Origin of the sequence: Desulfovibrio aminophilus DSM 12254, from assembly GCF_000422565.1 — a bacterium.
In the GTDB taxonomy this organism is placed as follows: domain Bacteria; phylum Desulfobacterota; class Desulfovibrionia; order Desulfovibrionales; family Desulfovibrionaceae; genus Aminidesulfovibrio; species Aminidesulfovibrio aminophilus.
Genome location: NZ_KE383877.1, coordinates 69,237 through 94,395, shown reverse-complemented (window position 1 = coordinate 94,395; position 25,159 = coordinate 69,237). Strand labels below are relative to the sequence as shown.

Below are 25,159 nucleotides of genomic sequence, written 5' to 3'. Positions count from 1 at the left end.
CGGTGTGCGCAAACCGGCTGCGCACCTCGGCCCCAGGTGCGCAAAAACCGTACAAGCGGACCCCAGCCGCCCCTTCCGGCCGTTCCGCAAACCCCCGAAGGGGGTTGACAGGCGCGGGCGGCTCGTATTGAGTGAAAGGCGGTACGGGGGAGGATGCGGAGAGGGACGATGGCGGACTATCCTGAAATTCTGGGCGTATACTCCATGCGCAAGGCCGACGAGATCGGCCTGGGCGCCACCACCTCCAGGCGCGAGCAGCTCACCTACTGGTACGTCCGCAAGCTGGACGTGGACCGCTACGAGGTCCAGCCGCTGAACGCGGGCAACGTGCCTTCGGGCATCAAGAAGGAGGTCTCGGAGCTGGACTTTCTGACCAACTACACGCCCGAACCCACCTTCTACCGCACCTTCACCGTGCCCGCGCTGGACTCCCTGGCCCGCAAGGTGATCCAGGGCGAGGAGATGCTCGCCGGCGGCCGCCTCGACGAGGCCGAGAAGCAGTTCCTCAAGGCCCTCATGATCGACGACGTGAACGTGCGGGCCAACTACGGCCTGGGCGAGGTCTATTCCGAGAAGAAGGATTTCGAACGGCTGCGCAAGGTGCTGCACACCCTGCTGGGCCAGGACGAGGCCTTCGGCCAGGAGCACCGCGAACGCTTCAACTCCTTCGGCATCAGCCTGCGCAAGAACCAGCGCTATGACGACTCCGTGGCCTATTACACCCGCGCCCTGGAGATCAACCCCACCGACGAGCACGTACACTTCAACATGGCCCGCGCCCTGCACGAAAAAGGCGAGTTCGAGCGCTGCATGCAGCACCTCAACATCGCCCTGAGCCTCAATCCCGACTTCCAGGAGGCCCGCAGGTTCCTGGAATACGTCGAGAAGAACGCGACCGATGCGGGATAGGGCCCGGAACGCCGCCGTCCGCGTGCCCCGGCGACGCCGGGGCCTGGGGGGCCTTTTTTCACGCCGGGCGTCCGGCGTCCTTCTCCTGGCGTGCCTTCTCCTCGTCGCGGCCGCGCCCCTGCGGGCCGAGCCCGGCCCGGCCGTTTCCGCGCCCCCGGACTGGAGCTTCGAGCTGAAGACCAAGGTCTTCATGGACAGCTTCACGGCCTACGAGTTCGGCGAACCCACGCCCCCCACCTACGGCCCCCTGAGCCGCCTGGAGTTCGAGATGGACTCGGTCTGGGCCGGGTTCGCGGCGCGCCGCAGGCTGGACCGCTTCTCCCTGGGCCTGGAGTACCTCTCCAGCTCCCTGCACCAGGAGGGCGGGCACATGCGGGACTCGGACTGGGAGGACGTGACCGATCCCGGGCGGCTGACCACCTTCAGCAAGTCCGAGTGCACCCTGCGGCCCAGTTTCCAGGTCAGCGCGGACCTGGACGCGCAGACCGCCGACCTCCTGGGCCTGGGCCCGGAATGGGACGTGCGGCCCTTCGTGGGCTTCCGTTTTCAGGAGCTGTCCTTCCTGGCCCACGACGACGTCCAGTGGTACTACGATTTCGGCCTCGTGACGCCCCTGCCCGGCCATGTGCTGACCTTTCGCCAGACCTGGCGGCAGTATTTCCTCGGCCTGGCCCTGGGCTACGACTGGGGCCCGGTCCTGGGGCTGCACCACTTCAAGACCACCGGCCGGGCGGACGTGGCCTACGTCCAGGGCGACAACCGCGACGACCATCTCCTGCGGCCGGACCGCATCACCCGCGAGGAGACCGACGGCTACGCCGTCCACGCCGTCCTGGGCCTAGTCCTCGGGCTGACCGAGAACCTGGACCTGGGCCTGGAGGGCGAGTATCTCGGCATCGAGACCACCGGCACCCACAAGCTCCATGACGGCTGGGTGGGCATCGACATGCAGTGGAGCGACGACGTGCACGTCTGGTCCCGCCAGACCTCCCTCCAGCTCTCCCTCACCTACTCGTTCTAGCCCCCCTTCGGGGGCACATAGAAAGGCCAAGGGCCTTCGGCCCGTTTCAGAAACCCCGGAGAGAGGGGCTTCCGCTTTTCTGGATACCGGCGAAGCCGGGGGCCTTCGGCCCGTTCCAGAAAGGCGTGAGAGACGGGAGCCTCCGCCGCCTTTCCGTAGACCGCCGAAGGCGGGGAGCTTGTTGGTTTTCCGGAACCCCACCGAAGGGGGTTACTTGAGGGCTTCGACGATGGCCGCGCCGAATTCGGCGGCGCTGTCCGGGCCGTTGGCGGTGATGACGCCGCCGTCGCTGACCACGCCCTGGTCGACGTAGATGCAGCCCCCGTCCTTGAGTTCGCCCACGCCGCCCGGGGCTCCCCCGGCCACGGTGCCCTTCTTGCCCTGGAGCACGCCCGCGCGGGCCAGGATCACCGGCGCGGCGCAGATGGCTCCCACGATCTTGCCCTGGGCCGCCGCGCTCTTGGCCAGGGCGGCCGCGTCGGCGTTCTTCCAGAGCTCGAAGCAGCCCTTGCCGCCGATGAAGACCACGGCGTCGAACCCGTCGGGTCTGGCCTCGTCCAGGGCGACATCCACGGGGGCGTACGCGCCTTTCTGGCCCTTGGCCCTGCCCACCTTGGTGGAGGTCACGGTGATGGCGGTTCCGGCCCCTTCCAGGGCCGCGCGGGTTTCCTTGTACTCGGTGTCGTGGAAGTCGCGGTAGGCGACGACCATGAGGACTTTCTTCCCGGTCTGGGCCAGGGCGGCGGAGGCGGAGAGCAGGAGGCAGAAGACGAGGGTCGTGAGCAGGAAGCGCAGACGCATGGGCTCCTCCGGTGAAATGGGTTGAATAGGTTGAAAAGGAACCTTTCCATTATGTAATGTTTGGCGCCGGGTCAACGGGGAACAGTAAATTATAACAACATGTTCGGAAATCCGATAGCCGCAGCCCGAAGAGCGGGCGATGAAAAAAGGCGGGGGATGCGCTCCCCCGCCTTTCCGTTTTCCGGAAACCCCCGAAGGGGGCTATTGCTTGTCCTGTTTGTCCTGCTTGTCCAGCTTGGGCGGGACGAGGGGCAGGGGCTGGCCCGACTTGATGATCGCGACGGCCTGGGCGAAGCGCTTCTGGTAGGTTCCTTCGGTGAGCGTGGTAGCGATGTTGATCGTGACCCGGCGCTTGGTGACCACGGTCACGCGCGTGTTCCCGGCGTCCACGGGTTCGATCCAGGCGCCCATGACCGCGCCCCAGGAAACCATGTTCATGCCGCTGCTGGTGAGCATGTAGCGCTGGTCCTTGTGCTCCTCGATGGCGTCCGCGCCTTCCCAGCGGAACACGGTCTTGGATATCTCCCAGGCCTGCTCGAAGGTCACGTCGTAGACTTCGACCGTGCCTTCCGATCCTTCCTGCTTGACCCGGACCACGTCGTTGGTGGTGGCGCAGCCGGAGACGAGCAGGAAAGCGAGGAGGCAGAGGGCGACGGAAATGGTGGTGCGCATGTGTTCCTCTCGGAGTTGCGGTTGAGCGGGAGCGGGGCCTTGCGCCCGGCAGATGCCATTGGAGCCTATTCCCATCAATATGAACCCGTTATCGTGCCTGGCCGGAACCGTCCAGGAAAAACGCATTTGCGGCGCTGAGCCGGGATTGAATGAAAAAAGGCGGGGGATGCGCTCCCCCGCCTTTCGGTTTTCCGGAAACCCCCGAAGGGGGTTAGAGGAACGCCTTGAGCGTCTTTTCGAACTGGGCGTCGAACTCGATCATCAGGGCCTGGAGTTCGGTGGGCCGCATCTCCAGCAGCTCCCAGGCCGCCGCGTCCAGGTCCGGCACCGCGTACATGCCGCCGTCCGCGATGCCCACGGCGTTGGCCATGATGTCGGCCAGATGCACGATGGCCGCGTCCACCGGCTGCGCGCAGTCCATGGGATCGTGGTGGTGGTTGATGCTGTCGCGGAACTGCTCCGGGAACTTCCATTCGGCCATGAGCACCCGGCTCACGTCCGTGTGGTCGAACTCCAGGAGGATGCGCTCGGCCTCCATCAGGGGCAGGGCGTTCTCCCGGGCGTGGATCATGGCCTCGGTGGAGGCGTAGGGCAGCTTCTTGAACAGGATGAGCCGTCCCACGTCGTGCAGCAGCCCGGCGGTGAAGAAACGCTCGGGCGGCAGGCCCCGGCGCTTGGCCAGGAGCAGGGCCAGCACCGCGCAGGTCAGGCTGTGGCGCCAGAACGTCTGCATGTCGATGAGTTCCGGCGGGATGTCCTTGAAGTAGTTGATGGCCGTGATGCCCAAGGCCAGGGTGGCCAGCTCGTTGGTGCCCACCAGGGTCACGGCCCGGGTGATGGTGTCCACGGGCTGGGCCGGGGCGTAGAGCGGGCTGTTCACCAGCCGGAGCAGCTTGGCCGAGAGCCCCACGTCGCCGGCGATGAGGTCCGCGATGCGCTTGGCCGAGGCCGAGGGCGACTCCAGCAGATCCTTGAGCCGGAAGTAGATGTCCGGGAAGCTCGACAGCTCGGTCTCGTGCTTGACGATGGTCTCGGGCGTGAACTGGCCCGGGCCGAAGACGTCCTCCAGGTGCTCCACGTTCGTGGCCCGGCGCGTGGCCAGGTCCGGCAGCCGCCAGCCCCGGCGGGTGCGTTCGCCCGCGCGCTCGGCCGCGATCTCGAAGATCACCTGCATGGCCGGGTGGTCCGGGTTCACGTAGAGGAAGAAGTCGCGTACGTATTCCAGCACCTCGGCGGGCGAGGGCAGGCCGGACTGATCCTCGGAGACGTCCACCTCGGCGATGCCGAGAGTCTTCAGGATCTGCACGTGCCAGGGCTCCAGGGCGGCCCCGGAGGCGAAGAGCACCTTGCCGTCCCGGGAGAGCACGTCCGCCGCCAGGACCATGCCCGGCCGGATGGCGTCGATGTTCAGTTTCAGTCCCACGGCGCTACTCCTTCCTGTAGGCCATGGCCCCGGGGATGAACTTGGGGCGGAAGGCCGTGGAAATCTTGTGCAGGGTCTCGGAGTGCCCGAGCAGGAGGTAGCCGCCGGGAAGCAGATTGTCGTAGAAGGCCCGGGCCACCTTGGTGCGCATGGCCTCGTCGAAATAGATGATGACGTTGCGGCAGAACACGATCTGGGACTTGGGCACCCGCCGCACCGCCGCGTCGTCGTTCAGGTTCATCTGCTGGAAGTTGACCATGCGCGCGATCTCGGGCTTGACCTTGAGGTCCGTCCCGGCGGGCACGAAGTACTTCTTCTTCTGGGCCTCGGTGGTGGTCTTGAAGGAGTATTCCCCGTAAACCGCCGCCTTGGCCTTGGCGACCATGGCCGGGGAGAGGTCCACCGCCGTGATCGTCACCCGCCACTTGGGCAGCTCCAGGCCCAGGGCGTCGGAGATGATCATGGCCAGGGTGTACGGCTCCTCGCCGGAGGAGCAGCCCGCGGACCAGATGTTCAGGTCGAACTTGCCCTTCTTGCGCTGCTCGGCCAGAACCTCGGCCAGAATCACGTTCTGGAAGCTCTCCAGCTGCTTGATGTCGCGGAAGAAGCTCGTCTCGTTGGTGGTGATGATCTCCCACAGCGACTTCATCTCTTCCTGGCTGCGGGGATCGTACTTGAGGAGCTTGATGTATTCGTCGAAGCTCTTCAGGCCCAGGGTGGCCAGCCGCTTGTGGAAGCGGTTTTCGAAAAGGTACTTGCGCTTCTCGTCCACCCAGATGCCGCTGCGCTGATAAATGAAGTCGCGCAGCTCCTTGAACTCGGAGTCCGTTATGGGCGTGGCGGCACGCAGGGTGATGGCGCCGGAAAACAGTGACATGCTCGTTTCGACCTCGTGGTTCCGTCTCGCGCGTCGCCGGTCGGTTCCAGGTGCTTTTTTTCGATTCTCGTCGACCGCGCGATTTCCTTATACCACGCCCCTGTTTTTTTTGTCGAGGATGATGAAGGGATTATAAGACCTTCGGTATCCTTCTCCATCTTCGCCCATCTTCGCCCGCCTTCGCCCGGCTTCGCCCGCCTTCGGCGGTTTTTAGAAAGGCGGGGGAGGCTCCCGTCTTCCGCCTTTCTATGAACCGGCGAAGCCGGGGCCTTTCTATGAAAGGGGCGAAGCCCCCGCCCACCATGTTTTCATGCGGCAGAGTTCCGCGCCCTCTCGCGAGAGGGAGTGGAGCAGACCGTCGCCGCCGGGCCCGGTGCGCGAGACCACCGCGTCGCCCAGGCGGCACTCGGCGCGGAAGGCGATGTCGGCCTGGACGAGCCGCCCGGGCCATTGCTCCAGCGACTCCAGGCACCATTCCGGGAAGCGGGCGTTGTTCACGTGGCCGTTGATGTCCAGGTCCGCCCGGCGCACCAGGATGGGCGTCTCGGACTCGGGCTTGGCCAGACGCGGCACGGCCTTGGACGGCAGGTCCAGGGCCGGGCGCGGGGTGGCGTCCCACATGCCGTCCATGTAGTCCGGCAGGGGCGCGAGCTTGCGGGCGGCGATGTCCATGACCACCCAGACCGAGGCCGCCCGGCCGATCTCGCCGCCGTCGCCGCCCAGGAGCAGGAAGTCGCGGCGCGTGGAGAACTGGTCCCGGGCGTGCGGCCAGGTGCGCACCACCACCGTTTCGCCCAGGTCCGGGAAACGGTCCATGCGCACGCAGATGCGCGACGTGACCCAGGCCGTTCCCCGCTCGAGCATGTCGGCGGGGGAGACCCGGAACTGGGCCGCGTGATTGCCCGCGGCCTCCTGCAGCAGGTCCAGCACGGCGGGTAGGTTGGCCCTCGGGCCGCCTCCCCCGGTGTGGTAGACGCGTACGCGGAAGGTTTCCTCATGTTGCGGATGGGGTGTGCTCATGCGCGGCACTCTAGGAGATTCTCCCGGGAAACCGCAAGCCCCGTCGCGGCCATGCAAATGTCACACAAAAGGCGGCGGATCGCCTTCCGCGACCGTTGCGGCGCAGGGGGCCATGCGCTAATCGAGAGTCACCGGAGTGCGTTCCGGCATGGGAGACCCCCGATGCGCCGCATTCTTCTGGTGGACGGCGATTCCGTCAACCGCGACTATCTGATCTGCCTTCTCGACCCCTTCGGAACCTGCGTCCAGGCTCACGACGGCCGATGCGCCCTGGCCCTGCTCCGCGACGCCCTGGACCAGGGCGAACCCTTCGACGCCGTCGTGATCGGGCGCTCCCTCTCCGGCCCCGACGGCCCGGACCTGGCCCGCCGGATCGACGAACTCCAGCAGCTCGCCGGAATCCCTCGCGGGAACCGCGTCCGCGTGCTTCTCCTGGTCCCGGCCGACGCGCCCCCGGACCCGGCCTTCCTCCAGGCCCACGCCGTCCACGCCGCCATCCCCGCCCCCGGCACCCGCCGCCTGTTCATGGACATGCTCTCCTGACCCCCTTCGGGGGTTCATGGAATGGCAAAGAGGCTCCCGCTTCCCCGCTTTTCTGTAATGGGCCGAAGGCCCCCGCCTTTCTGAAAACCGCCGAAGGCGGTCAAGATGCATATTCGCTGCAAAGAGCCGTCAATGTGCCGCTGATCTTCGCGGGGGCGGAAAACCGGGGCTAGTCTCCGGGGAAACCGGCGCGGCGGGGGAGCGGGAGGTCCGTGGTCCCGCCGCCCAAGGAGGATGGACACATGGGTGGTTCCGCATTCGACATCATCACGAGCATCGGCAGTCTGGCCCTGGGCTCCATCGGCTCGTCGTCCAGGAATCGCGGCTCGTCGGCCGCTGACATGGCCCGCGCCCGGGCCGAGGACGAGGCGCGCCGCCGCGCCGAGAACCGGCGCAAGCGCGAGGAGGAGAGCCAGGAGGCGGCCGAGCGCGAGAGAAACCGCGTGGCCCGGATGCGCGGCCAAGCGTCCACCCTGGCCACCGGCGGGGCCGGGCTTCTGGACCCCGCTCCCGTGGCCAGGCCGGGGCTCAAGACCCGGCTGGGGGAGTGAGCCATGGACGAAGCGCGCATCGATGCTCTCCTGGCCCGGCGCAAGAGCCTGGAGGAGGCCCGCGACCCCTGGCTGCCCACCTGGGAGGAGCTTTCGGACTACGTGCTGCCGCGCAAGAATTCCTTCCGGGGCCGGACTTCGAGCCGGGGCCGGGCGGGCGACGAGAAGATCTACGACTCCACGCCCTGCCACGCCCTGGACCTGCTGGGCGCGGCCCTGGGCGGCCTGCTCACCAACCCCTGCCTGCCCTGGTTCCGGGTGCGGGCCAGGGACAAGCGCCTGGCCGACCAGGAGGGCGTGCGGACCTACGTGTCCGAGGCCACGGAGCGCATGGCCGCGCTGTTCAACTCCGAGGCCAGCGGCTTTCAGGCGGCGGCCCACGAGCTGTACCTGGACGTGGTCCTGCTCGGCACGGGCGTGCTCTACGTGGAGGCCGACGCGGAATGCGCCGTGCGCTTCTCGGCCCGGCCCCTGTCCGAGGTCTGCGTGGCCGAGGACGTGCGCGGGGTGGTGGACACGGTCCTGCGCACCTATGAGCTGACCGCGCGCCAGGCCGCGTCCCAGTGGGGCGAGGCCTGCTCCGAGGAGACCCGGCGCAAGGCCGGGGAGCGGCCCGAGGAGCCGGTGGAGATCCTGCACGCGGTCTTCCCCCGCGCGGACCGCGACCCCCTGGGCCTGGGCAACCGCAACTTCCCCTTCGCCAGCGTCTACGTGGAGCTGGGCGCGCGGCGGGTGCTGGAGGAATCCGGCTATCTGGAGATGCCCTACATGGTCCCGCGCTGGTCCAAGGCCGCCGGGGAGGTCTACGGCCGGGGCCCGGGGCTCACGGCGCTCTCGGACATCCGCGTGCTGAACGCCATGAGCCGCACCGCGCTCATGGCCGCCGAGAAGATGTCCGACCCGCCGCTCATGGTCCCGGACGACGGCTTCCTGGGCCCGATCCGCTCCGGCCCGGGCGGGTTGTCGTACTACCGCGCCGGGTCCGGCGACCGCATCGAGGCCCTGCCGGTGGCCGTGGACCTCAAGGCCACCGAGTCCATGATGGCCGCGCGGCGGGACTCGATCCGGGCGATCTTCCTCAACGACCAGCTCCAGCCCCCGGGCGCGCCCGTGCTTTCGGCCACCGAGGCCCTCATCCGCCAGAGCGAGAAGATGCGCGTGCTCGGCCCGGTGCTCGGCCGGATGCAGACCGAGTTCCTGGCCCCGCTGGTGAACCGGGTCTTCAACATCCTCCTGCGTTCGGGCGAACTGCCGCCCCTGCCGGGGGGAGTCGCCCGGCGCGATCTGGTCATCGACTACGCCTCGCCCGTGGCCCGGGCCCAGAAGCAGTACGAGGCCCAGACCCTGACCCAGGCCATGACCTACCTCGCGCCCCTGATGCAGGGCGGCGACTCCCTGGGGCTCATGGACAACTTCGACACCGACCGCATCGCCCGGCACGCCGTGGAGCTGTTCGGCGCGCCCGAGGACTACCTCCTGCCCGAGCGGGACGTCCGCGCCGCCCGCGTCAGGGCCCTCGGCCCGGCTCAGGAGGACGGGGGAGAGGAACCCTCTTCCGTCGTTCCGTAAACCGGCGAAGCCGGGGGCTTCGCCTCAATTCAAAAAGGCGGAAGAGATGGGAGTCTCTTCCGCCTTTTCATGACCCCCCGAAGCCGGGGGCGATAACGGGGGGCGGCCCCTCGGGTATTTTCACGACAAGGCAAGGGGCCGCGCACTCCCGAATCAGGGGTGCGGGGCCGCGGGGCCTGTCGTGCGGGCGCTTCGGGCCGGGCCCGACTTGCTCCTGCCTGGCTCGTGAAAACACGCCTCGCGTCCGCCTTTCGGGGGCCTTCGGCCCATTTCAGAAAGGCGGGGAGGCTTCCGGCTCTCTTATGGCCCACCGTGGCGCGGGATTTCGCGGGGCGAGCGGGCCGACGGCGCGCGACGGAGCCGCGAAATCCCGCGCCATTATGGGGTCCAGGGCGCAGCTCTGGCCAGGGGGGCGGGGGCTGGAAGCCCCCGGATCAGTCTTTCCGGCCGCCGCGATCAGGCGGCGAAGCCGGGGGCGAAGGCGGTGAATTGCCTGTGGGCCTCGTCCTGGGCTTGTCTGCGGGCCTCGTCCACCTGGGTGGTGTGGGTCAGGAGCAGGTCCACGGCCCGGGTGTCGAGGTCGCCGTCGTCGGCCAGGGTGCGCAGGAGGGAGCGGGCGCGGTCCAGGGTCATGCCCGGACGATAGGGCCGGTCTTCGAGCACGGCGGTGAAGACGTCGGCGGCGGCCACGAGCAGGGAGGGCTGCCTGAGCTGGCCGCCCGCGAGGCCCCGGGGGTAGCCCCGTCCGTTGGGCCGTTCGTGGTGGCGGCAGCCGAACTCGGCCACATCCTCCAGGCCGGGAACCTGGGAGAGGACGCGCTCGCCGATCTCGGCGTGGCGGCGCATGATCTCGGCCTCGCGGGGATCGAGGGGGCCGGGTTTTTCGAGGATTTCCGTGGGCACGGCGAGCTTGCCCAGGTCGTGGAGGTCTCCGGCCAGGAGGACGCGGGCGCGGATGTCCTCGGGCAGGCCTTCCAGCCCGGCCAGGGCGTGGGCCACGGCGGCCACGCCGCGCGAGTGGGTGGCGGTGAAGCGGCTGCGGAAGTCGATGACCTGGGAGAAGGCCCGGGAGAAGACGGGGATCTCGCCGTCCTCCAGGGAGAGCTCCAGGCAGTCGGCGGTGCAGCGCGCGTCGCGCACGGCCCCGTGCCAGAACTCGGGGTCCAGGTCGTTCCCGGCGATGGTGTCGTCCAGGGCGCGCAGGGTTTCGGGGTCGAAGGTGCGGCCCCGGAGCATGCCGATGCGGCGGATGGCGGCGCGGGCCTCGGTGTCCAGGTCGCGGTCGCGGCGCAGGGAGACGTCCACGCGGTCGGCGAGGTTGAGGAGGTTGCCGAGGAGCAGGGTGCGCGGGTCGTCGAGGATGTCGCCGAAGTCGTCGAAGCGGGTGTGGTGCCAGCGCACGAGCCGGGCCGGGCGTTCGAGCCGGGGCAGGGCGCGCAGCAGGCGCCAGCCGGTTTCGGCGTGGTCCAGGTCGTTGGTGTCGAAGACCAGGGCGTCGAGCCGGCTTTTGAGGGAAAAGGCCCCCACGTCGTGGAGCAGGGCGGCCAGGCGCAGGTCCGTGATGTCGGCGGGCGGGAGGTTGAGGCGTCGGCCCAGGGCCGTGGCGATGGCCGCCACGCGGCGGTGGTGGCCGACCACGGCGGGGCTGACGAGGTCGAGCGCGCCGGAGAGGGCCGAGATGAGGTCGATGAGCGAAATGCGCATGGATGAAGTCTCGTTGTCGTGACTGGTTGTCCCCGAGGCCGGGAACCCGGCTCCCACGGGGAGATTATGAATGCCGTCCCTGAAAAAGTACAGCCCCCGTGAGCCGGGGGCCATGATTATCGGAAGAGGTCCGGCGGGTCGCGCCGGGAGCGGATCGGCTTCGGATCAGGTCATGCCTCGTGGTCCTTGGGCGGGACCGGTTCGTCCCCGGCGGCCGGGGTGTGGGCGGCGCACTCCTCCACCTCGTGCTTGGCCTTGCTCCGCAGCTTGCGGATGACCCAGACAGCGAGGGCCAGGAGGATGATCACGCCGAAGACGTACATCTCCACCTGCTTGACGTCGTGGAGCACGCTCTCGGCCGCGCTGCCGAAGAGGTAGCCCAGGGAGGCGAAGGTCACGGACCAGACCACGGCGGCGATGAGGTTCAGGCCGAAGTACTGCCAGGCCTTGATGGGGCTCATGCCGATGACGAAGGGCGTGACGTTGCGCAGGCCGTAGAAGAAGCGGAAGCTCAGGATCACGGCGTAGCGGTAGCGGTGCAGCAGGCAGGCCACGCGGTACGCCTTGCCCTTGAGCTTGGGCCAGCGCTCGAACACGGCCATGCCTTTCCAGCGGCCGATGTAGAAGTAGAGCTGGTCCCCGAAGAAGGTTCCGGCTCCGCCCGCGAGCATGACCAGCGCCAGGTCCATGTGCCCGGTGAAGGCCGCGAACCCGCAGAGGAGCATGATCGTCTCGCCTTCCAGGAAGGTGCCGAGGAAGAGGGCGAGATAGCCGTATTGCGCGATGACGTGCTGCAGCATTTCCATTGTAATGTTCCCGCAATCCTGACTATGCGCTCCCGCTTCCGGGGTCAAGAAAAGGCGTCATGCCCGGCGGATCGTCACCAGGCCGTAGTTCTTCTTGCCCTTGCGCAGCACGAGCACACCGCCTTCCAGGAAATCGGAATCGCCGGGCGCGTGGGCCGGGTCCGTGATCTTGTTCCCCGAGAGGGTCAGGCCGCCCGCCTGGATGTCCTTGCGGGCCTGGCCCTTGGAGGGCGACAGGCCGAGATCCACGAGCATCTGCGGCAGGTCGGGCAGGTTCCTGGCCTCGTAGCTCACGGCCGGGGCGCTTTCCAGGGCCGCGCGCAGCAGGGAGGGCTCCACGGCGCGGATGTCGCCCTTGCCGAAGAGGGCCTCGCTGGCGGCCAGAACCCGGTCCAGGACGTCGCGGCCGTGGACCATGATGGTGGTTTCGGCGGCCAGGCGCTTCTGGGCCTCGCGGGCGCCGGGGTTCGTCTCCACCTCGCGCTCCAGGGCGGCGATCTCCTCCTGGGACAGGAAGGTGAAGAACTTGAGCAGCTTGACCACGTCGCGGTCGTCGCTGTTGAGCCAGAACTGGTAGAAGGCGTAGGGGCTGGTCAGGGCCGGGTCCATGAAGATCGCGCCCTTCTCGCTCTTGCCGAACTTCTTGCCCGAGGCCGTGGTGATGAGCGGGAAGGTCATGGCGAAGGCTTCGCTGGCGGCCTTGCGGCGGATGAGTTCTGTGCCCGCCGTGATGTTGCCCCACTGGTCGCCGCCGCCGATCTGGAGCCGGCAGCCGTAGGTCTCGTAGAGATGGTGGAAGTCGAAGCCCTGGAGGATCATGTAGCTGAACTCGGTGAAGGAGATGCCCACGTCCTCGCGCTCGATGCGGCCCTTGACCGACTCCTTGGCCAGCATCCAGTTCACGGTGAAGTGCTTGCCCGTGTCGCGGAGCATCTCCAGGAAGGTCACGTCCTTGGTCCAGTCGTAGTTGTTGACCACGATGGGCTTGCCGCCGGTGTTCTTCTCGAAGAAGGCCTCGGCCTGGGCGCGGATGCGCGCGGCCCGCGCCAGGACCAGCTCGCGGGCCGAGAACTCGCGTTCCTTGTCCTTGCCCGAGGGGTCGCCGATCATGCCGGTGGCCCCGCCCAGGAGCACGATGGGCTTGTGGCCGGCGCGCTGGAGCCGGGCCAGGGAGAGCAGGGGCACGAGGTTGCCGATGTGCAGGCTCTCGGCCGTGGGGTCGAAGCCGCAGTACATGGTCCGGCCGGGCTCGGAAAGATACTCGCGGACCTTCTCCTCGTCGGAGACCTGATGCACCAGCCCGCGCCACTTGAACTCGTCGTAGATATTCATCTTTCTTCCTCTCTGAATGATCCGGGGGAGGTCCTCTCGGTCGAGGATCTCCCCCTGTCGCGACAAGCTGTAGGACAAAATTTCAGCATTGTAAAACCCCGGGGAGGGGGCTTCGCCGGGGCCGGATCAGCCCCTCCAGGCCTTGATGGACAGGGCCCGGCCGGTGTCCGGGTCGATCTCCAGGAGCGCGCCGCGCAGCTCGGCCGGGGTCTCGGCCACCTCGAAGCGCGCGGGCAGGCCGGTCATGAGCCGCCGGAGCACGGGCTCGGGCTGCATCCCCAGGCAGGAGGGGAACGGCCCGCACATGCCCGCGTCGGTCAGGAAGGCCGAGCCGCCGGGCAGGATCGCGGCGTCGTTGGTCTGCACGTGGGTGTGCGTGCCGATGACCGCCGAGACCTTGCCGTCCAGGAACAGGCCCAGGCCGATCTTCTCGCTGCTGGCCTCGGCGTGGAAGTCCACGATCCGCACCATGACGTCCCGGGGCAGCCCGGCCAGGGCCGCCTCGGCCGCGCGGAACGGGCAGTCGATGGGGTCCATGAAGACCCGGCCCTGGAGGTTGAGCACGGCCACGGGCGGCAGGTTCGGCGGCCGCAGCACGGCCAGGCCCCGGCCCGGGGCCTCCGGGAAGTTCAGCGGCCGGATGAGCCTCGGCTCGGACTGGAGCACGGGCACGAGATCCTTGTACTTCCAGACGTGGTTGCCGGTGGTCAGGAGGTCCGCGGCCTCCAGCAGCTCGGCCGCGTTGCGGGCCGAGAGCCCCAGGCCCGCCGAGGCGTTCTCGGCGTTGGCCAGGATCAGGTCCAGGGACAGTTCGCGGCGGAGCTCCGGGGCGCGTTCGAGCACGAGCTTGCGGCCCGGGCGGCCCATGATGTCGCCGAGGAAGAGGATGCGCATGTCCCGGATGTACGACGGCGCGGGGGTTCCCGGCAAGGGTTTTGCGTCCACCCCCGGCCCCGTGCTAGCCTCCTTTCGAGGAGGTCCGCCCATGCGCAGCCTGTCCGCCTTCTGCCTGCTTCTGCTCCTGTCCGCCCCGGCCCTGGCCGGAGGCGAGGCCCCGGGCCAGGGTCCGGTCCACGGCCCCTATGCCTACTCCTGCGACGACGGAACCGCCTTCAGCGCGGTGTTCGACAACGCCGCCGGTCCCGACGGCGTTGTCATCCTGACCTTCCCGGACGGCGTTTCCCTGACCCTGCCCCGGGCCCTGTCCGCCTCGGGCATCCGCTACACCGACGGCAAACACGAGTTCTGGGGCAAGGGCGAGCAGGCCTCCTGGACCATCGGCCGCCGCGCGCCGGTCAGCTGTTCGACGCGAGCCCCCTTCGGGGGTTCATGAAAAGGTAAAGAGGCGCCCGGCTTCGCCCCCTTCGGGGGTTCATGGAAAGGTGAAGAGGCTCCCGGCTTCGCCGGTTCATAGAAAGGCGAAGAGGCTTTCGCCTTGCTGAACCGGGCCGAAGGCCCCCTGGCGTTTCTCTTTCTATGCGGACGGCGAAGCCGTTCCCCCCGAGAGGAGCAGGGCCTCGAATTCCCCGGGGGCGAGGGGCGGGGAGAAGAGGTAGCCCTGGACGAAGCGGCAGGAGTGGCGGAGCAGGAAGTGATACTGCTCCATGGTCTCCACGCCCTCGGCGATCACGGGCAGGCCCAGGCCGTCGGCCAGGGAGAGCACCGCGCGCGCCAGGGTCTTGCCGCGCGCGTCCGCCTCGTTGATGCGGTCCACGAAGCTCTTGTCCATCTTCACGCTCTGGAGCGGCAGGGCCATGAGGTAGCTCAGGGAGGAGTATCCCGCGCCGAAGTCGTCCAGGGCGAAGCGCACGCCCCGGGCGGTGAGCGTCTCCATCATCTCGCCCGCGGCCTGGAAGTTCTGGAGCAGGGCCGTCTCGGTCATCTCCAGCTCGAGCCGCTCCGGGGGCAGCCCGGTGCGCGCGAGGATGTCCAGGACGCGCTCGGGCATGTCCCTCTGGCGGAAGTGCTGGGCCGAGAGGTTGACCGCCAGCGTCAGGTCCGGGAATCCCGCCTCGTGCCAGCGCGCGGCCTGGCGGCAGGCCTGTTCCAGGATCTGGTAGTCGATGGCCACGATGAGCCCGCTGGACTCGGCGAAGGAGATGAAGCTCGACGGCGGCCGCAGGGAACCGTCCGGCGCGCGCCAGCGGACCAGGGCCTCCATGCCGACCACGGCGTGGCCGCGCAGCTCCACCTTGGGCTGGTAGAAGACCTCGAAACGCTCCTCGGCCAGGGCCTGGCGCAGCTCGGTCTTGAGGGTCAGGCGTCGGCGGGCGCGTTCGTTGAGTTCCGTCTTGTACAGCCGGAAGGTGTTCCGGCCCTGCTCCTTGGCCCGGTACATGGCCATGTCGGCGTTCTGGATGAGCCGTTCCGGTTCCGAGCCGTCCAGCGGGCAGACCGCGATGCCCACGCTGACGCCCAGGTAGACCTCGGCGTCCTGCACGGCAAACGGGCGCTCCAGGGACTCCAGCAGGGCCTCGGCCACGCGCGACAAGGGATCGGCCCCCTCCAGCCCCTCGATGAGGACGCCGAACTCGTCCCCGCCCAGGCGGGCCAGGGTGTCGCCCTGGCGCAGGACTCCGGCGAAGCGGTCGGCGGCCTCGCGGAGCACGGCGTCCCCGGCGGAGTGCCCCAGGCTGTCGTTGACGTGCTTGAATTCGTCCAGGTCCAGGAGCAGCACGCCCACCTGGGTTCCGATCCGCTCCGAGACGCCGACGGCCTGGCGCAGGCGGTCCTGGAAGAGCCGCCGGTTGGGCAGGCCGGTGAGCGGGTCGTAGAGGGCCTGGCGCTCCAGCCGACGCTCGGCCTCCTTGCGGTCGGTGATGTCCGCCAGCGAGGCGATGGACATCCGGGTGCCCGGGATGCAGGCCACGGTCATGGCGACTTCCTTGAGCGCGCCGCAACTGGTCAGCAGGCGGGTCTCGTAGGAGCGCGGAGCCCGGTCCGAGTCGATGCGGCGCAGGGCGTGGGCCTCCATCATGCGCGACAGATCCTCGGGATGGAAGAACTCCGCCCAGCTCCGGCCCACCACGTCCCGGTCCGGCTCCAACTCCACCAGGGCGGCGAACTCCGCGTTGGCCAGCTGGATGGTCGTGTCCTCTTCCAGGAGCAGGGCGGCCATGCCGGTGTTCATGAACAGGGCCCGGTAGCGGGCCTCGGACGCGGTCAGGCGCGTGTTCTGCTCCTCGATGATCCGCTGCTGTTCCAGGCGCTCGGTGATCTCGAACCAGACCGCCAACGCGCCCTGGATTTCCCCGTCCAGGCCGGTCAGGGGCATGGCCGTGACGGTGCAGGTCCGGGATTCGCCAAGAGAGGAGAGATAGGTCGCCTCGTCCGTCACCGTGCGCTGTTCCTCCAGGGCCCGGAGCAGGATGGTGCGGGCTCCCTCGTCGCCCCGGAGCAGGCGGCCCGACGGGCGGCCCAGGCAGTCCGCGTAGGTTTCGCGCCCCAGGATGCGCAGCAGGCGGCCGTTGGCGAAGGTCAGGCGGTTCTCGGCGTCCACCACGGCGCAGGGCAGGACGAAGCCCGTCAGCACGGCCCGGGCGAAGCCGAGCCGTTTCTTGAGCTCCGCGACCATGAGCCGGATGTTCCCGGCCAGGCCGCGCAGTTCGCAGCGGAAGCTTCCGCGCAGCGCGGCCGTGAAGTCGCCCCGGGTGACGGCCGAGGTGAAGGCCTCGATGTCCCGCACCGGGCGGGCCACCAGCCGCCGGACCAGCAGGGCGATGATCCCGGCCAGGAGCAGGACCGTCGCCGCGCCGGCGGCCAGCAGCAGGCCGCCCTCGCGTTCCGGGGCCAGGAGCAGGTCGTCGACGAAGGCGTTGGCGCAGATGACCCAGCCCGTCTCCGGCACGGTGGCCAGGACGTAATGCTTGCGCTCGTCCTCCCACTCGCCCCGGAATTCGCCGTTGCCAAGGCTCAGGATCCTCCTGGTCAGGGACTGGTCCGGGATTTCCCGGAGCAGCAGGGACTTGTCCCGGGCGTGGGCGATGATCCGGCCCGTGGCGTCGAGCATGAAGCAGGAGCCGCGCGCGCCGAAGCGCGGGGGATCGATGAAGTCCCGCATGAAGGGCTCCCAGCGGGTGAACACGGCCACCCCGCCCAGGAGGCGTCCCTCGGGGGCGCGCACGGCCGCGGCCTGGACCAGGACGAGCGTGCCGCCGGGCGTGCGCCGCAGATCGGGAGAGAGGAAGTTCTCCCGGCCCGAGGCGATGGCCCCGGCGTAGTCCTCGACGCCCAGGTCCGGCCCGGCCGGGGCCTGCCCGTCGGCCGAGACCCAGGCCCGCGTTCCGCCCCGGGCGTCGAAGAGCAGCACGGCCTGGAGCGTCTCGTCGGCGAGCCATTCCCAGGGCAGGGCCCCGGGGGTTCCCCGGTCGCGGGAGAGCGCCCGCCGCGCGTCCTCCCCGGCCGCCAGGGAGCGGGCCATGGTCGCGCCGCTCCGCAGATAGAGCTCCAGGGCCCGGCGGATGGACCAGGTGGTCTGGCGCATGGCCCGGGTCTCCAGCAGCAGGGATTGGGAGTAGAGGGCGCGGGAGGCGTGGAGGACCATGCCGCCGATGGCCAGGGCCACGGCGCAGGTCACGGAAAGCATGAGCACGGAGCTGAGTTTTCTGGGGAACATCGGGATCCCTTCATCGTGGAGCGGCCACGACGCCAATGGCTATTGTATGGTAGCCAGAGGGGTGGGAGCAACCTTTCCCCCGTTAACTCATGGAAAGGTGGAGTCCGCGCGTTTCAATGATTCCGCGAGGCCGACGTCTCGGAGCAGTGTTTGCGCAGGGCGGTCCTGAGGTCTTCCAGGTCCAGGGGCTTGGAGAGGTAGCCGTCCATGCCCGCCTCCAGGCAGCGTTCGCGGTCCCCGAGCATGGCGTGGGCCGTGAGGGCGACGATCGGCACCCGGGCCTTGTCGCCCAGGTCCGGGTCCGAGCGGATGATGCGGGTGGCGGCGATGCCGTCCAGCACCGGCATCTGCACGTCCATGAGCACGCAGTCGACGCGCTCCTGGCGCAGGATGTCCATGGCCCGGCGGCCGTTCTCGGCCTGGATGGCCACGTGCCCGAGCTTTTCCAGGAAGCGCGCGGCCAGGGTGCGGTTGATGGCGTCGTCCTCGGCCACGAGCACGCGCAGCGCCCGCCGGGGTTGGACTTCCGGCGCGGCGGGCATGGCGGGCCGCCAGGGTCGGGAGGCGGCCTCGGCCCGGATGCAGAAGTGTACCGAGGTGCCCACGCCCAGTTCGCTCTCGATGGCCACGTTGCCGCCCATGAGCGTCACCAGACGCTTGACGATGGACAGGCCCAGGCCCGTGCCCTGGTGGCGGCGGGTGAGGGTGCCGTCCACCTGGGTGAAGGGTTCGAAGATGTCGCCCAGCCGGTCGTCCGGGATGCCCACGCCGGAGTCCGAGATGGTGAAGAAGACGCGGGCCTCGCCCGGCCGGGTGGGCGGCAGGGGGTAGGCCTCGATGCGCACGAAGCCGGTCTCCGTGAACTTCACGGCGTTGCCCGCCAGGTTGAAGAGCACCTGCCGCAGCCGTGCCGGGTCGCCCAGCAGGGGCCTGGGCAGATCCGGATCGGCGTGGACCTCGAAGACCAGGCCCCGGTTGCGGCAGACCGGCCCGAAGAGCTTCTCCACCGAGGACAGCACCAGGGGCACGTCCAGGGGCTCGATGACCAGGGAGAGGGCTCCGGCCTCCATCTGGGAGAAGTCCAGCACGTCGTTGAGGATGGTCAGCAGGTGGCGGCCCGAGTCCAGGGCCGTCTGGGTGCATTCCCGCTGCTCTTCGTCCTGGGGCGTGTCCTTGAGGAGCTGGAGCATGCCGAGCATGCCGTTTTGAGCGGGGTGCGGATCTCGTGGCTCATGTTGGCCAGGAACTCGCTCTTGGTCCTGCTGGCGGCCTCGGCGGCGGAGCTCGCCTGGCGCAGGGCGTCCTCCACCTGGCGGCGGCGGCCGATCTCGGCCATGAGTTCGTCGTTGGCCTGGACCAGCTCCTCGTTGGTGGCGGCCAGTTCCTCGTTGGCGGCGGCCAGTTCCTCCTGGATCTGGATCTGGCCGGTGACGTCCTGGTGTACGCCGACCATGCGCAAGGGCCTGCCCTGGCCGTCCCAGGAGACGACCATGCCGCGCGAGAAGACCCAGCGCTGGACGCCGTCGCGGGCGAGCACCCGGTAGCGGATCTCGTAGGGTGCGCCCTCCTCGATGTGTCGCCGCTGGGCCGTCTTCACGCGCTCCAGGTCGTCGGGATGAATGTGCCGGGCCCACGCATCGTGGCTGGAAGTCATCTCTCCCGGGACGTAGCCCAGGAGGCGCGCGTCGTTGGGGCTGCGGTAGACCGCGTCGGTCTCCAGGTTCCAGTCCCAGATGCCGTCGCGGGTGGCGTCCAGGGCCAGGCGCAGCCGGTCCTCGCTTTCCCGGTGCGCGGCCTCGGCCTGTTTGCGGCCGGTGACGTCGAGCATCATGCCCAGCACGCCCTCGATCCGGTCCTCGGCGTCCCGCAGGGGGGCGGCGTGCAGGGAGAGGATCAGCTCCACGCCGTCCTTGCGCCGCCGGAGCAGTTCCACGCCCTGGAGCTGTTCCCCGGCCAGAACCCGCCCGATGAACGTCTGGTATTCCTTCCGCTTGTCCTCCGGGACCAGGGGGGGAATCCGCCCGGCGGCCTCGGCCGCGCTCCAGCCGGTGATGGTCTCGGCGGCCGGGTTCCAGAGCCGCACCCGGCCCTGGCGGTCGAGCACCAGGATGGACACGGGCGAGGCCCGGACCACGGCCTCGAGCATGGCTCCGGTGCGACGCAGGGCCTCGCGGGCCTCCTCGGCCGCGGCCAGGCTTTCGCCCAGACGCCGGTTCAGGCGCAGGACGCGGCGGTAGTGCCAGAGCCAGAGGCCGAACAGGGCCAGGGCGAAGCCGCCGCCCAGGGTCCAGCCCAGGCGTTCCAGGGTCCAGAAGGGAACGGGCTTGCCGTACCAGCGCTCGATCAGGTCCTGGTATTCGGGCGAGCGCACCAGTTCCTCCACCAGGGGGTCCAGCCGCGCCGACAGGGCGGCGTCGCCCTTGGCCACGGCCAGGGAACGCTTGTATTCCACGTCCGGCCCGGGCGCGAAGCGCACCATGTGCTCCATGCCGATGCGCTGGATCATGTGCTGCAGCTCCAACTTTCCGGCCAGCACGGCGTCCACCTCCCCGGCCAGGAGGGCGAAGAGGTTCTGCTCCATGCCCAGGCCCTGCACCACGCGCAGGCCAGGCAGCCCGCCCAGGGCCGGGGGCAGGATGCTGCCGCGCATGAGGGCCAGGGTCTTCCCGGCCATGTCCGTGAAGTCCCGGATGCCCGAGCCTTCGGAACGCACCAGGAGCACCGGCGGTGAGGTCAGGAAGGGTTTGCCGAAGTCCAGGATTTTGGCCCGCTCCGGCGTGGGGGACAGGGCCGTGAGGTCGGCCCGGCCCTCGCTCACCGCTTTCACCAGCCCGTTCCAGTCGTCCTCCTGGACCCAGAGCGGGGTCAGCCCGGCCTTGGCCAGCACCCGGCGGATCACCTCCGGGGCGAAACCGTCGGGAAAGCCGTTTTCGTCGATGTCGTACATGGGCGGGAAGCTTTTCAGCACGGCCACGCGCACGGTCTTTCCGGCCAGGGCGGAGTCCCCGGCCCGGCAGACCCCCGCCAGGGCGGAAAGAAGCGCCGTCAGGAGCAGGAGGATAAGGAGCGGCGTCGCGCGTCTCGGCATGAACGGACCTCTGTTGAAGGAAACGCCGGAGAATATCGACTATGCCATCGGACGACCGCCGCGACAAGCGTGTCGGGGAAAAAATAAGGGCCCCGCCGCGAAAAGCGGCGGGGCCCGGAAGAGGCGCGTCGGTATGCCGGAGTATCGGCCGCGCTACTTGGCGTAGCCCACGGCGCGTTTCTCGCGGATGACCGTGACCCGGATCTGGCCGGGATAGGTCATGTTGTTCTCGATCTTCTCGGCGATGTCCTTGACCAGCAGGTGGGTCTCGTCGTCGCTCACCCGGTCGGCGTCGACCATGACGCGGATCTCGCGTCCGGCCTGGATGGCGTAGGCCTTGGTCACGCCGTCGAAGCCGGTGGCCAGGCCTTCCAGCTCCTCCAGGCGCTTGACGTAGTTCTCCAGCAGCTCCTTGCGCGCGCCGGGCCGGGCTCCCGAGAGGGCGTCGGCGGCCTGCACGAGGTTGGCCAGGATGCTCTGGGGCGGCACGTCGGCGTGGTGGGCGGCGATGGCGTGGATGATGTCCTCCTGCTCGCCGTGCTTCTTGGCCAGGTCCGCGCCGATGACCGCGTGCGGGCCCTCGACCTCGTGGTCCACGGCCTTGCCGATGTCGTGCAGCAGGCCCGCGCGCTTGGCCTTCTTCTCGTCCAGGCCCAGCTCGGCGGCCATCACGCCGCAGAGGAAGGCCACTTCCAGGGAGTGCTGGAGCACGTTCTGGGAGAAGCTCGTGCGGTAGTGCAGCTGGCCCAGCAGGCGGACGAGTTCGGGATGGATGCCGTGCACGCCCACGTCGAAGGTGGCCTGCTCGCCGATCTCCCGCAGCTTGACGTCCATCTCCTGCTCGACCTTGCGCACGATGTCCTCGATGCGCGCCGGGTGGATGCGGCCGTCATGGATGAGCCGCTCCAGGGCCTGCTTGGCCACCTCGCGCTTGAGCGGGCTGTAGGCCGAGAGCACCACGGTCTCCGGGGTGTCGTCGATGATCAGATCCACGCCGGTGGCGGCCTCCAGGGCGCGGATGTTGCGGCCCTCGCGGCCGATGATCCGGCCCTTCATGTCCTCGGAGGGCAGGGTCACGGCCGTGACGGTCTGCTCCGAGACGTAGTCGCCCGCGTAGCGCTGGATGGCCAGGGAGAGGATTTCCTTGGACTTCTTGGCGGCCACCTCGCGGGCCTCGGTCTCGATGAGCCGGACCATCTTGGCGGCCTCGTGGCGGGTCTTGGACTCGATCTCCGTGAGCAGGCGCTCCTTGGCCTCCTCGCGGGTCAGGCCGGAAATCTCCTGGAGCATGCGTTCCTGCTCCTCGGCCTTGGACTCGATCTCGCCGGTCATCTCCTCCAGGTTCTTCTCCTGGGTGATGAGCTTCTTCTGCAGCTCGATGACCTCGGACTCCTTCTGGGCCAGCTTCTCCAGCTTGCTTTCGAGGCGCTCCTCCTTCTCCTGGAGGCGCGACTCCTGGCGTTTCAGGTCGTGGTCCCGGCTCTTGAACTCGGCCTCCTGTTCCTTCTTCAGGTGGAAGACCTCGTCCTGGGCCTGGAGACGGATCTCCTTCTTCATGGCCTCGGCCTCCTTGCGGGCCTCCTCCACGATGCGTTCGGCCAGTCCCCGGGCGTCGTCGTTGCGTTTGTTGGCGATGTATGCGTTGAGGGCGAAACCGGTGGCCACGCCGATGACGGCGGCGGCCCCGGCCATGAGGATGGAAGTGATCATGTCGATTGCTCCTGTATGGGTGAACGGACCGCGAGGCCCGGAAATTCCCAACAAACGCCGGGGTGCGCGCCGCTTGCGGCGGCGTGGTGGCAAGGAAAGGTGACGATTCCGCGCGGAAGGTGCGCCGGAGCGTGGAGGCCGGGGGAGTCTTCGCGGCAGCGCGGCGTGAGCGCCCGCGCCGGGTCCGGGGGAGAGAAATCCCTCGGCTCTATACTGTGCCCCGGGCAGCCGTGTCGTCGTGGGTTCTGAACCTGGTTTCCCAGGTGGGCTCCACCTCCGGGCCGTCAGGCTCCCCGCGCTGGGCGGGTCTGCACACGGGCCGGGACTGGGCGGACTCCCTTTATCATCTCATTGGCTCAGGAACCGCCGGACGATCACGAACTCCCCAGGGTTATGGCACCGCTTCCGGGACGTCAGCGTCCCGGCGTTTTCTCCAGCATCCCGCTGATTCGGGCTTCCAGCCGCCTCAGTTTGGACTCGGACTCGAGATAGTCGTCCGCCAAGCCGAGGGCCAGGAACGTCAGCAACTTTTCCTTGCTGATATTGCCGCCGTTGCGCACCAGTTCCGCGAAGCGGTCTTCGATGAGCGTCCGGGCGGCTTCGATGCGGCCATTGTCCGCATCGGTCTTGAAGGTGATCTCGAGGCCGAGCAGGGTCAGCGTGTATCGCGGCATGTTCGCGGACCGCTACCCCAGCTCCGTCTCGATTTTCCTGAGCAGGTTCTCGACACGCTCCTGCACGTCGCGCCTGCCCGCCGATTCATTCTCCAATGCCTGCCGGAGGGTCGTGTTTTCCTGCTCCAGGGTCTTGATCCTCTCGAGCATGGCCTCGAAACGGCTCTCCAGTTGGGCGATCGGTTCCATATGCATCCTCTAATCCCTTCAGGCGTCAAAATCAAGACGCCTTGTTGCGTCGCTTCATGTTCGTCTGTCGTCCGCGGGCGATGGCCAGCTCTCCGGCGGGCACGTCCTTGGTGATCACCGAACCGGCTCCCACCAAGGCGTTCTCGCCCACGGTCACCGGCGCCACCAGGGCCGTGTTCGAGCCGATGAAGGCCCCGGCCCCGATCTCGGTGCGGAACTTGTTTTTCCCGTCGTAGTTGCAGGTGATGGTTCCCGCGCCCACGTTGGCCTTCTCGCCCACCTCGGCGTCGCCCAGGTAGGTCAGGTGGTTGGCCTTGGCCCCCTTGCGCAGGGTCGCCTTCTTCATCTCCACGAAGTTGCCCACCCGCGCGGCCTGCTCCAGCACCGCGCCCGGACGCAGCCGGGCATACGGCCCCACCTGGCACTCCGGCCCCACCTGGGCCTGCTCCAGGTGGCAGAACTCGCGCACCAGGGCGTTTTCGGCCACGCTCGAATCCGTCAGCACGCAGTGCGAGCCCACCTTCGCGCCCCGGGCCACGCTCGTGGTCCCGTACAGCTCGCAGGGGCCGCGCAGCTCGCAGCCGGGCTCCAGCTTCACCCCCGGGCCCACGCTCACCAGCTCCGGCCGGTGGATGAGCACGCCCCGCGCCTGCCAGCCGCGCAGGATGCGCCGCCGGAGATGTTCCTCGGCCTCGGCCAGCTCCAGGGGCGAGTTGATGCCCATGAGGTTCACGTCGTCGCCGCAGCGCACGCCCTCCACCGAGAGCCCGGCCTCGCGGGCCAGTCCGATGAGGTCCGTGATGTAGTACTCGCCGCTCTTGTTGGCGTTGGTCAGCCTGTCCAGCAGCGGCGTCACCGCCTCCAGGCGCAGGAAATACACGCCCGCGTTGACCTCCCGGGGGTCGCCGTGCTTCGTCGGGTCGAGATCCTTGGCCTCCACGATGGCCGTGACCCGGTCGTCCGCGTCGCGGATGACCCGGCCGAAGGCCCCGGGGTGTTCGGGCGTGATGGTGGCGAAGGCCACGTCCGCGCCCGCGCTCTCGGCCAGGAAGCGCTCCACTGCGTCCGACTCCAGCAGCGGGGTGTCGCCGTTGACCACCAGGCAGTGCGCCCGGCCCAGCTTGCGCAGCGCGCCGAGCGCGGTCTGGAGCGCGTGGCCCGTGCCGAGCTGTTCGGTCTGGGTCACGAAGGTCGCCTCGCGCCCGGGATAGGCCCGGCGGACCTGATCCGCGCCGAAGCCCACCACCGTGAGCACGGCCGGGCCGAACAGCGGCTCCAGGGCCGCGAAAACATAGCCGAGCATGGGCTCGTTCAGAAGCGTGTGCAGGACCTTGGGCTTGTCCGAATGCATGCGCGTGCCCTTGCCCGCGGCAAGAACCAGGGCGGCTGCGTCGTGATGCGGCATGGTCGCTCCTTGTGCGGCTGTTTTCGCCGCGCGAAGCATACTCCAATCCCCCCCGCCCCGCCATCCCCCTTCGGGGGGTCATAGAAAGGCAAAAAAGCTCCCGGCTTCGCCCGCCTTCGGCGGTCCATAGAACAGCCAAGAGACTCCCGCCTTTTGCCTTTCTGAAGCCCCCCGAAGGGGGCGGGACGAGAGCCCGTCACCCTTTTGCAGGACAGGCCCCTTCGGGGCGTTACAGAAAGACGGGGAGGCT

Annotated in this window: 22 protein-coding genes and 1 other RNA gene; 6 read left to right on the top strand and 17 right to left on the bottom strand. The window is 68.7% G+C overall.

What is annotated here, in order from left to right; translation table 11 throughout:
- Positions 1-168 precede the first annotated feature (168 nt).
- The gene (locus H587_RS0116375) at positions 169-909 is read left to right on the top strand and encodes a tetratricopeptide repeat protein (protein WP_027177144.1); all 741 of its coding nucleotides are present in this window, start codon (positions 169-171) and stop codon (positions 907-909) included.
- A 22-nt stretch (positions 910-931) separates the two neighbouring features.
- On the top strand, positions 932-1,930 hold the full coding sequence (locus H587_RS0116370; RefSeq protein ID WP_169432802.1) for an omptin family outer membrane protease: 999 nt from the start codon (positions 932-934) through the stop codon (positions 1,928-1,930).
- Positions 1,931-2,140: 210 nt separating this feature from the next.
- Here the strand turns inward: H587_RS0116370 and H587_RS0116365 are convergent, their stop codons facing one another.
- From H587_RS0116365 to H587_RS19340, 5 genes are all read right to left on the bottom strand, one after another.
- Entirely contained in the window at positions 2,141-2,731 is a 591-nt protein-coding gene (locus H587_RS0116365; protein WP_051203092.1) for a DJ-1/PfpI family protein, read from the bottom strand.
- A gap of 201 nt (positions 2,732-2,932) precedes the next feature.
- Entirely contained in the window at positions 2,933-3,403 is a 471-nt protein-coding gene (locus H587_RS19345) for a hypothetical protein (RefSeq protein ID WP_051203090.1), read from the bottom strand.
- Between the two features lie 211 nt (positions 3,404-3,614).
- The gene (locus tag H587_RS0116355; protein WP_027177141.1) at positions 3,615-4,826 is read right to left on the bottom strand and encodes an HDOD domain-containing protein; all 1,212 of its coding nucleotides are present in this window, start codon (positions 4,824-4,826) and stop codon (positions 3,615-3,617) included.
- Positions 4,827-4,830: 4 nt separating this feature from the next.
- Positions 4,831-5,703 (bottom strand): CheR family methyltransferase, encoded by an 873-nt coding sequence (locus H587_RS0116350; RefSeq protein ID WP_027177140.1) that lies wholly within the window; start codon positions 5,701-5,703, stop codon positions 4,831-4,833.
- Between the two features lie 273 nt (positions 5,704-5,976).
- On the bottom strand, positions 5,977-6,723 hold the full coding sequence (locus tag H587_RS19340) for an acyl-[acyl-carrier-protein] thioesterase (RefSeq protein WP_084630984.1): 747 nt from the start codon (positions 6,721-6,723) through the stop codon (positions 5,977-5,979).
- Between the two features lie 162 nt (positions 6,724-6,885).
- On the opposite strand from H587_RS19340, the gene H587_RS19335 reads away from it, so the two are divergent.
- The 3 genes from H587_RS19335 (at position 6,886) to H587_RS19330 (ending at position 9,386) form a co-directional block, all read left to right on the top strand.
- Positions 6,886-7,266, top strand: a complete 381-nt coding sequence (locus H587_RS19335; RefSeq protein ID WP_034609810.1) for a PleD family two-component system response regulator — start codon at positions 6,886-6,888, stop codon at positions 7,264-7,266.
- Positions 7,267-7,508: 242 nt separating this feature from the next.
- Positions 7,509-7,817, top strand: coding sequence for a hypothetical protein (locus tag H587_RS0116335; RefSeq protein WP_027177139.1), 309 nt, complete (start codon positions 7,509-7,511; stop codon positions 7,815-7,817).
- Positions 7,818-7,820: 3 nt separating this feature from the next.
- Positions 7,821-9,386 (top strand): portal protein, encoded by a 1,566-nt coding sequence (locus H587_RS19330; RefSeq protein WP_051203085.1) that lies wholly within the window; start codon positions 7,821-7,823, stop codon positions 9,384-9,386.
- Positions 9,387-9,842: 456 nt separating this feature from the next.
- Here the strand turns inward: H587_RS19330 and H587_RS0116325 are convergent, their stop codons facing one another.
- From H587_RS0116325 to H587_RS0116310, 4 genes are all read right to left on the bottom strand, one after another.
- On the bottom strand, positions 9,843-11,090 hold the full coding sequence (locus tag H587_RS0116325) for an HD-GYP domain-containing protein (RefSeq protein WP_027177138.1): 1,248 nt from the start codon (positions 11,088-11,090) through the stop codon (positions 9,843-9,845).
- Between the two features lie 170 nt (positions 11,091-11,260).
- On the bottom strand, positions 11,261-11,896 hold the full coding sequence (locus tag H587_RS0116320; protein WP_051203083.1) for a DedA family protein: 636 nt from the start codon (positions 11,894-11,896) through the stop codon (positions 11,261-11,263).
- A gap of 57 nt (positions 11,897-11,953) precedes the next feature.
- Positions 11,954-13,228 (bottom strand): tyrosine--tRNA ligase, encoded by a 1,275-nt coding sequence (tyrS, locus tag H587_RS0116315; RefSeq protein WP_027177136.1) that lies wholly within the window; start codon positions 13,226-13,228, stop codon positions 11,954-11,956.
- A 126-nt stretch (positions 13,229-13,354) separates the two neighbouring features.
- Positions 13,355-14,122: a TIGR00282 family metallophosphoesterase gene (locus H587_RS0116310; protein WP_027177135.1), complete on the bottom strand. Its 768-nt coding sequence runs from the start codon at positions 14,120-14,122 to the stop codon at positions 13,355-13,357.
- 91 nt (positions 14,123-14,213) lie between these two features.
- Between H587_RS0116310 and H587_RS19325 the strand changes: the two genes are divergently transcribed.
- Positions 14,214-14,561 carry an MliC family protein gene (locus H587_RS19325; RefSeq protein ID WP_051203082.1) on the top strand — a complete coding sequence of 116 codons (348 nt, stop codon included), beginning with the start codon at positions 14,214-14,216 and terminating at the stop codon, positions 14,559-14,561.
- Positions 14,562-14,702: 141 nt separating this feature from the next.
- Here the strand turns inward: H587_RS19325 and H587_RS20020 are convergent, their stop codons facing one another.
- The 8 genes from H587_RS20020 to glmU form a co-directional block, all read right to left on the bottom strand.
- Complete coding sequence (locus tag H587_RS20020) at positions 14,703-17,843, bottom strand: bifunctional diguanylate cyclase/phosphodiesterase (protein WP_051203081.1); 3,141 nt, start codon at positions 17,841-17,843, stop codon at positions 14,703-14,705.
- A 113-nt stretch (positions 17,844-17,956) separates the two neighbouring features.
- On the bottom strand, positions 17,957-19,033 hold the full coding sequence (locus H587_RS20015) for a response regulator (protein WP_169432801.1): 1,077 nt from the start codon (positions 19,031-19,033) through the stop codon (positions 17,957-17,959).
- Entirely contained in the window at positions 18,946-20,931 is a 1,986-nt protein-coding gene (locus tag H587_RS20010) for a PAS domain S-box protein (RefSeq protein WP_051203079.1), read from the bottom strand. The genes H587_RS20015 and H587_RS20010 overlap by 88 nt, the downstream gene beginning before the upstream one ends.
- Positions 20,932-21,084: 153 nt before the next feature.
- The gene (gene rny / locus H587_RS0116285; RefSeq protein WP_027177134.1) at positions 21,085-22,641 is read right to left on the bottom strand and encodes a ribonuclease Y; all 1,557 of its coding nucleotides are present in this window, start codon (positions 22,639-22,641) and stop codon (positions 21,085-21,087) included.
- 213 nt (positions 22,642-22,854) lie between these two features.
- Positions 22,855-23,036, bottom strand: a non-coding RNA gene (ssrS, locus tag H587_RS20410) — 6S RNA.
- Positions 23,037-23,054: 18 nt separating this feature from the next.
- A complete protein-coding gene (locus tag H587_RS0116280; protein ID WP_027177133.1) occupies positions 23,055-23,315 on the bottom strand; it encodes a cell division protein ZapA in 261 nt (86 codons plus the stop codon).
- 12 nt (positions 23,316-23,327) lie between these two features.
- A complete protein-coding gene (locus H587_RS20915; protein WP_169432800.1) occupies positions 23,328-23,504 on the bottom strand; it encodes a hypothetical protein in 177 nt (58 codons plus the stop codon).
- 31 nt (positions 23,505-23,535) lie between these two features.
- Positions 23,536-24,909 carry a bifunctional UDP-N-acetylglucosamine diphosphorylase/glucosamine-1-phosphate N-acetyltransferase GlmU gene (glmU, locus tag H587_RS0116270; RefSeq protein WP_027177132.1) on the bottom strand — a complete coding sequence of 458 codons (1,374 nt, stop codon included), beginning with the start codon at positions 24,907-24,909 and terminating at the stop codon, positions 23,536-23,538.
- Positions 24,910-25,159 lie beyond the last annotated feature (250 nt).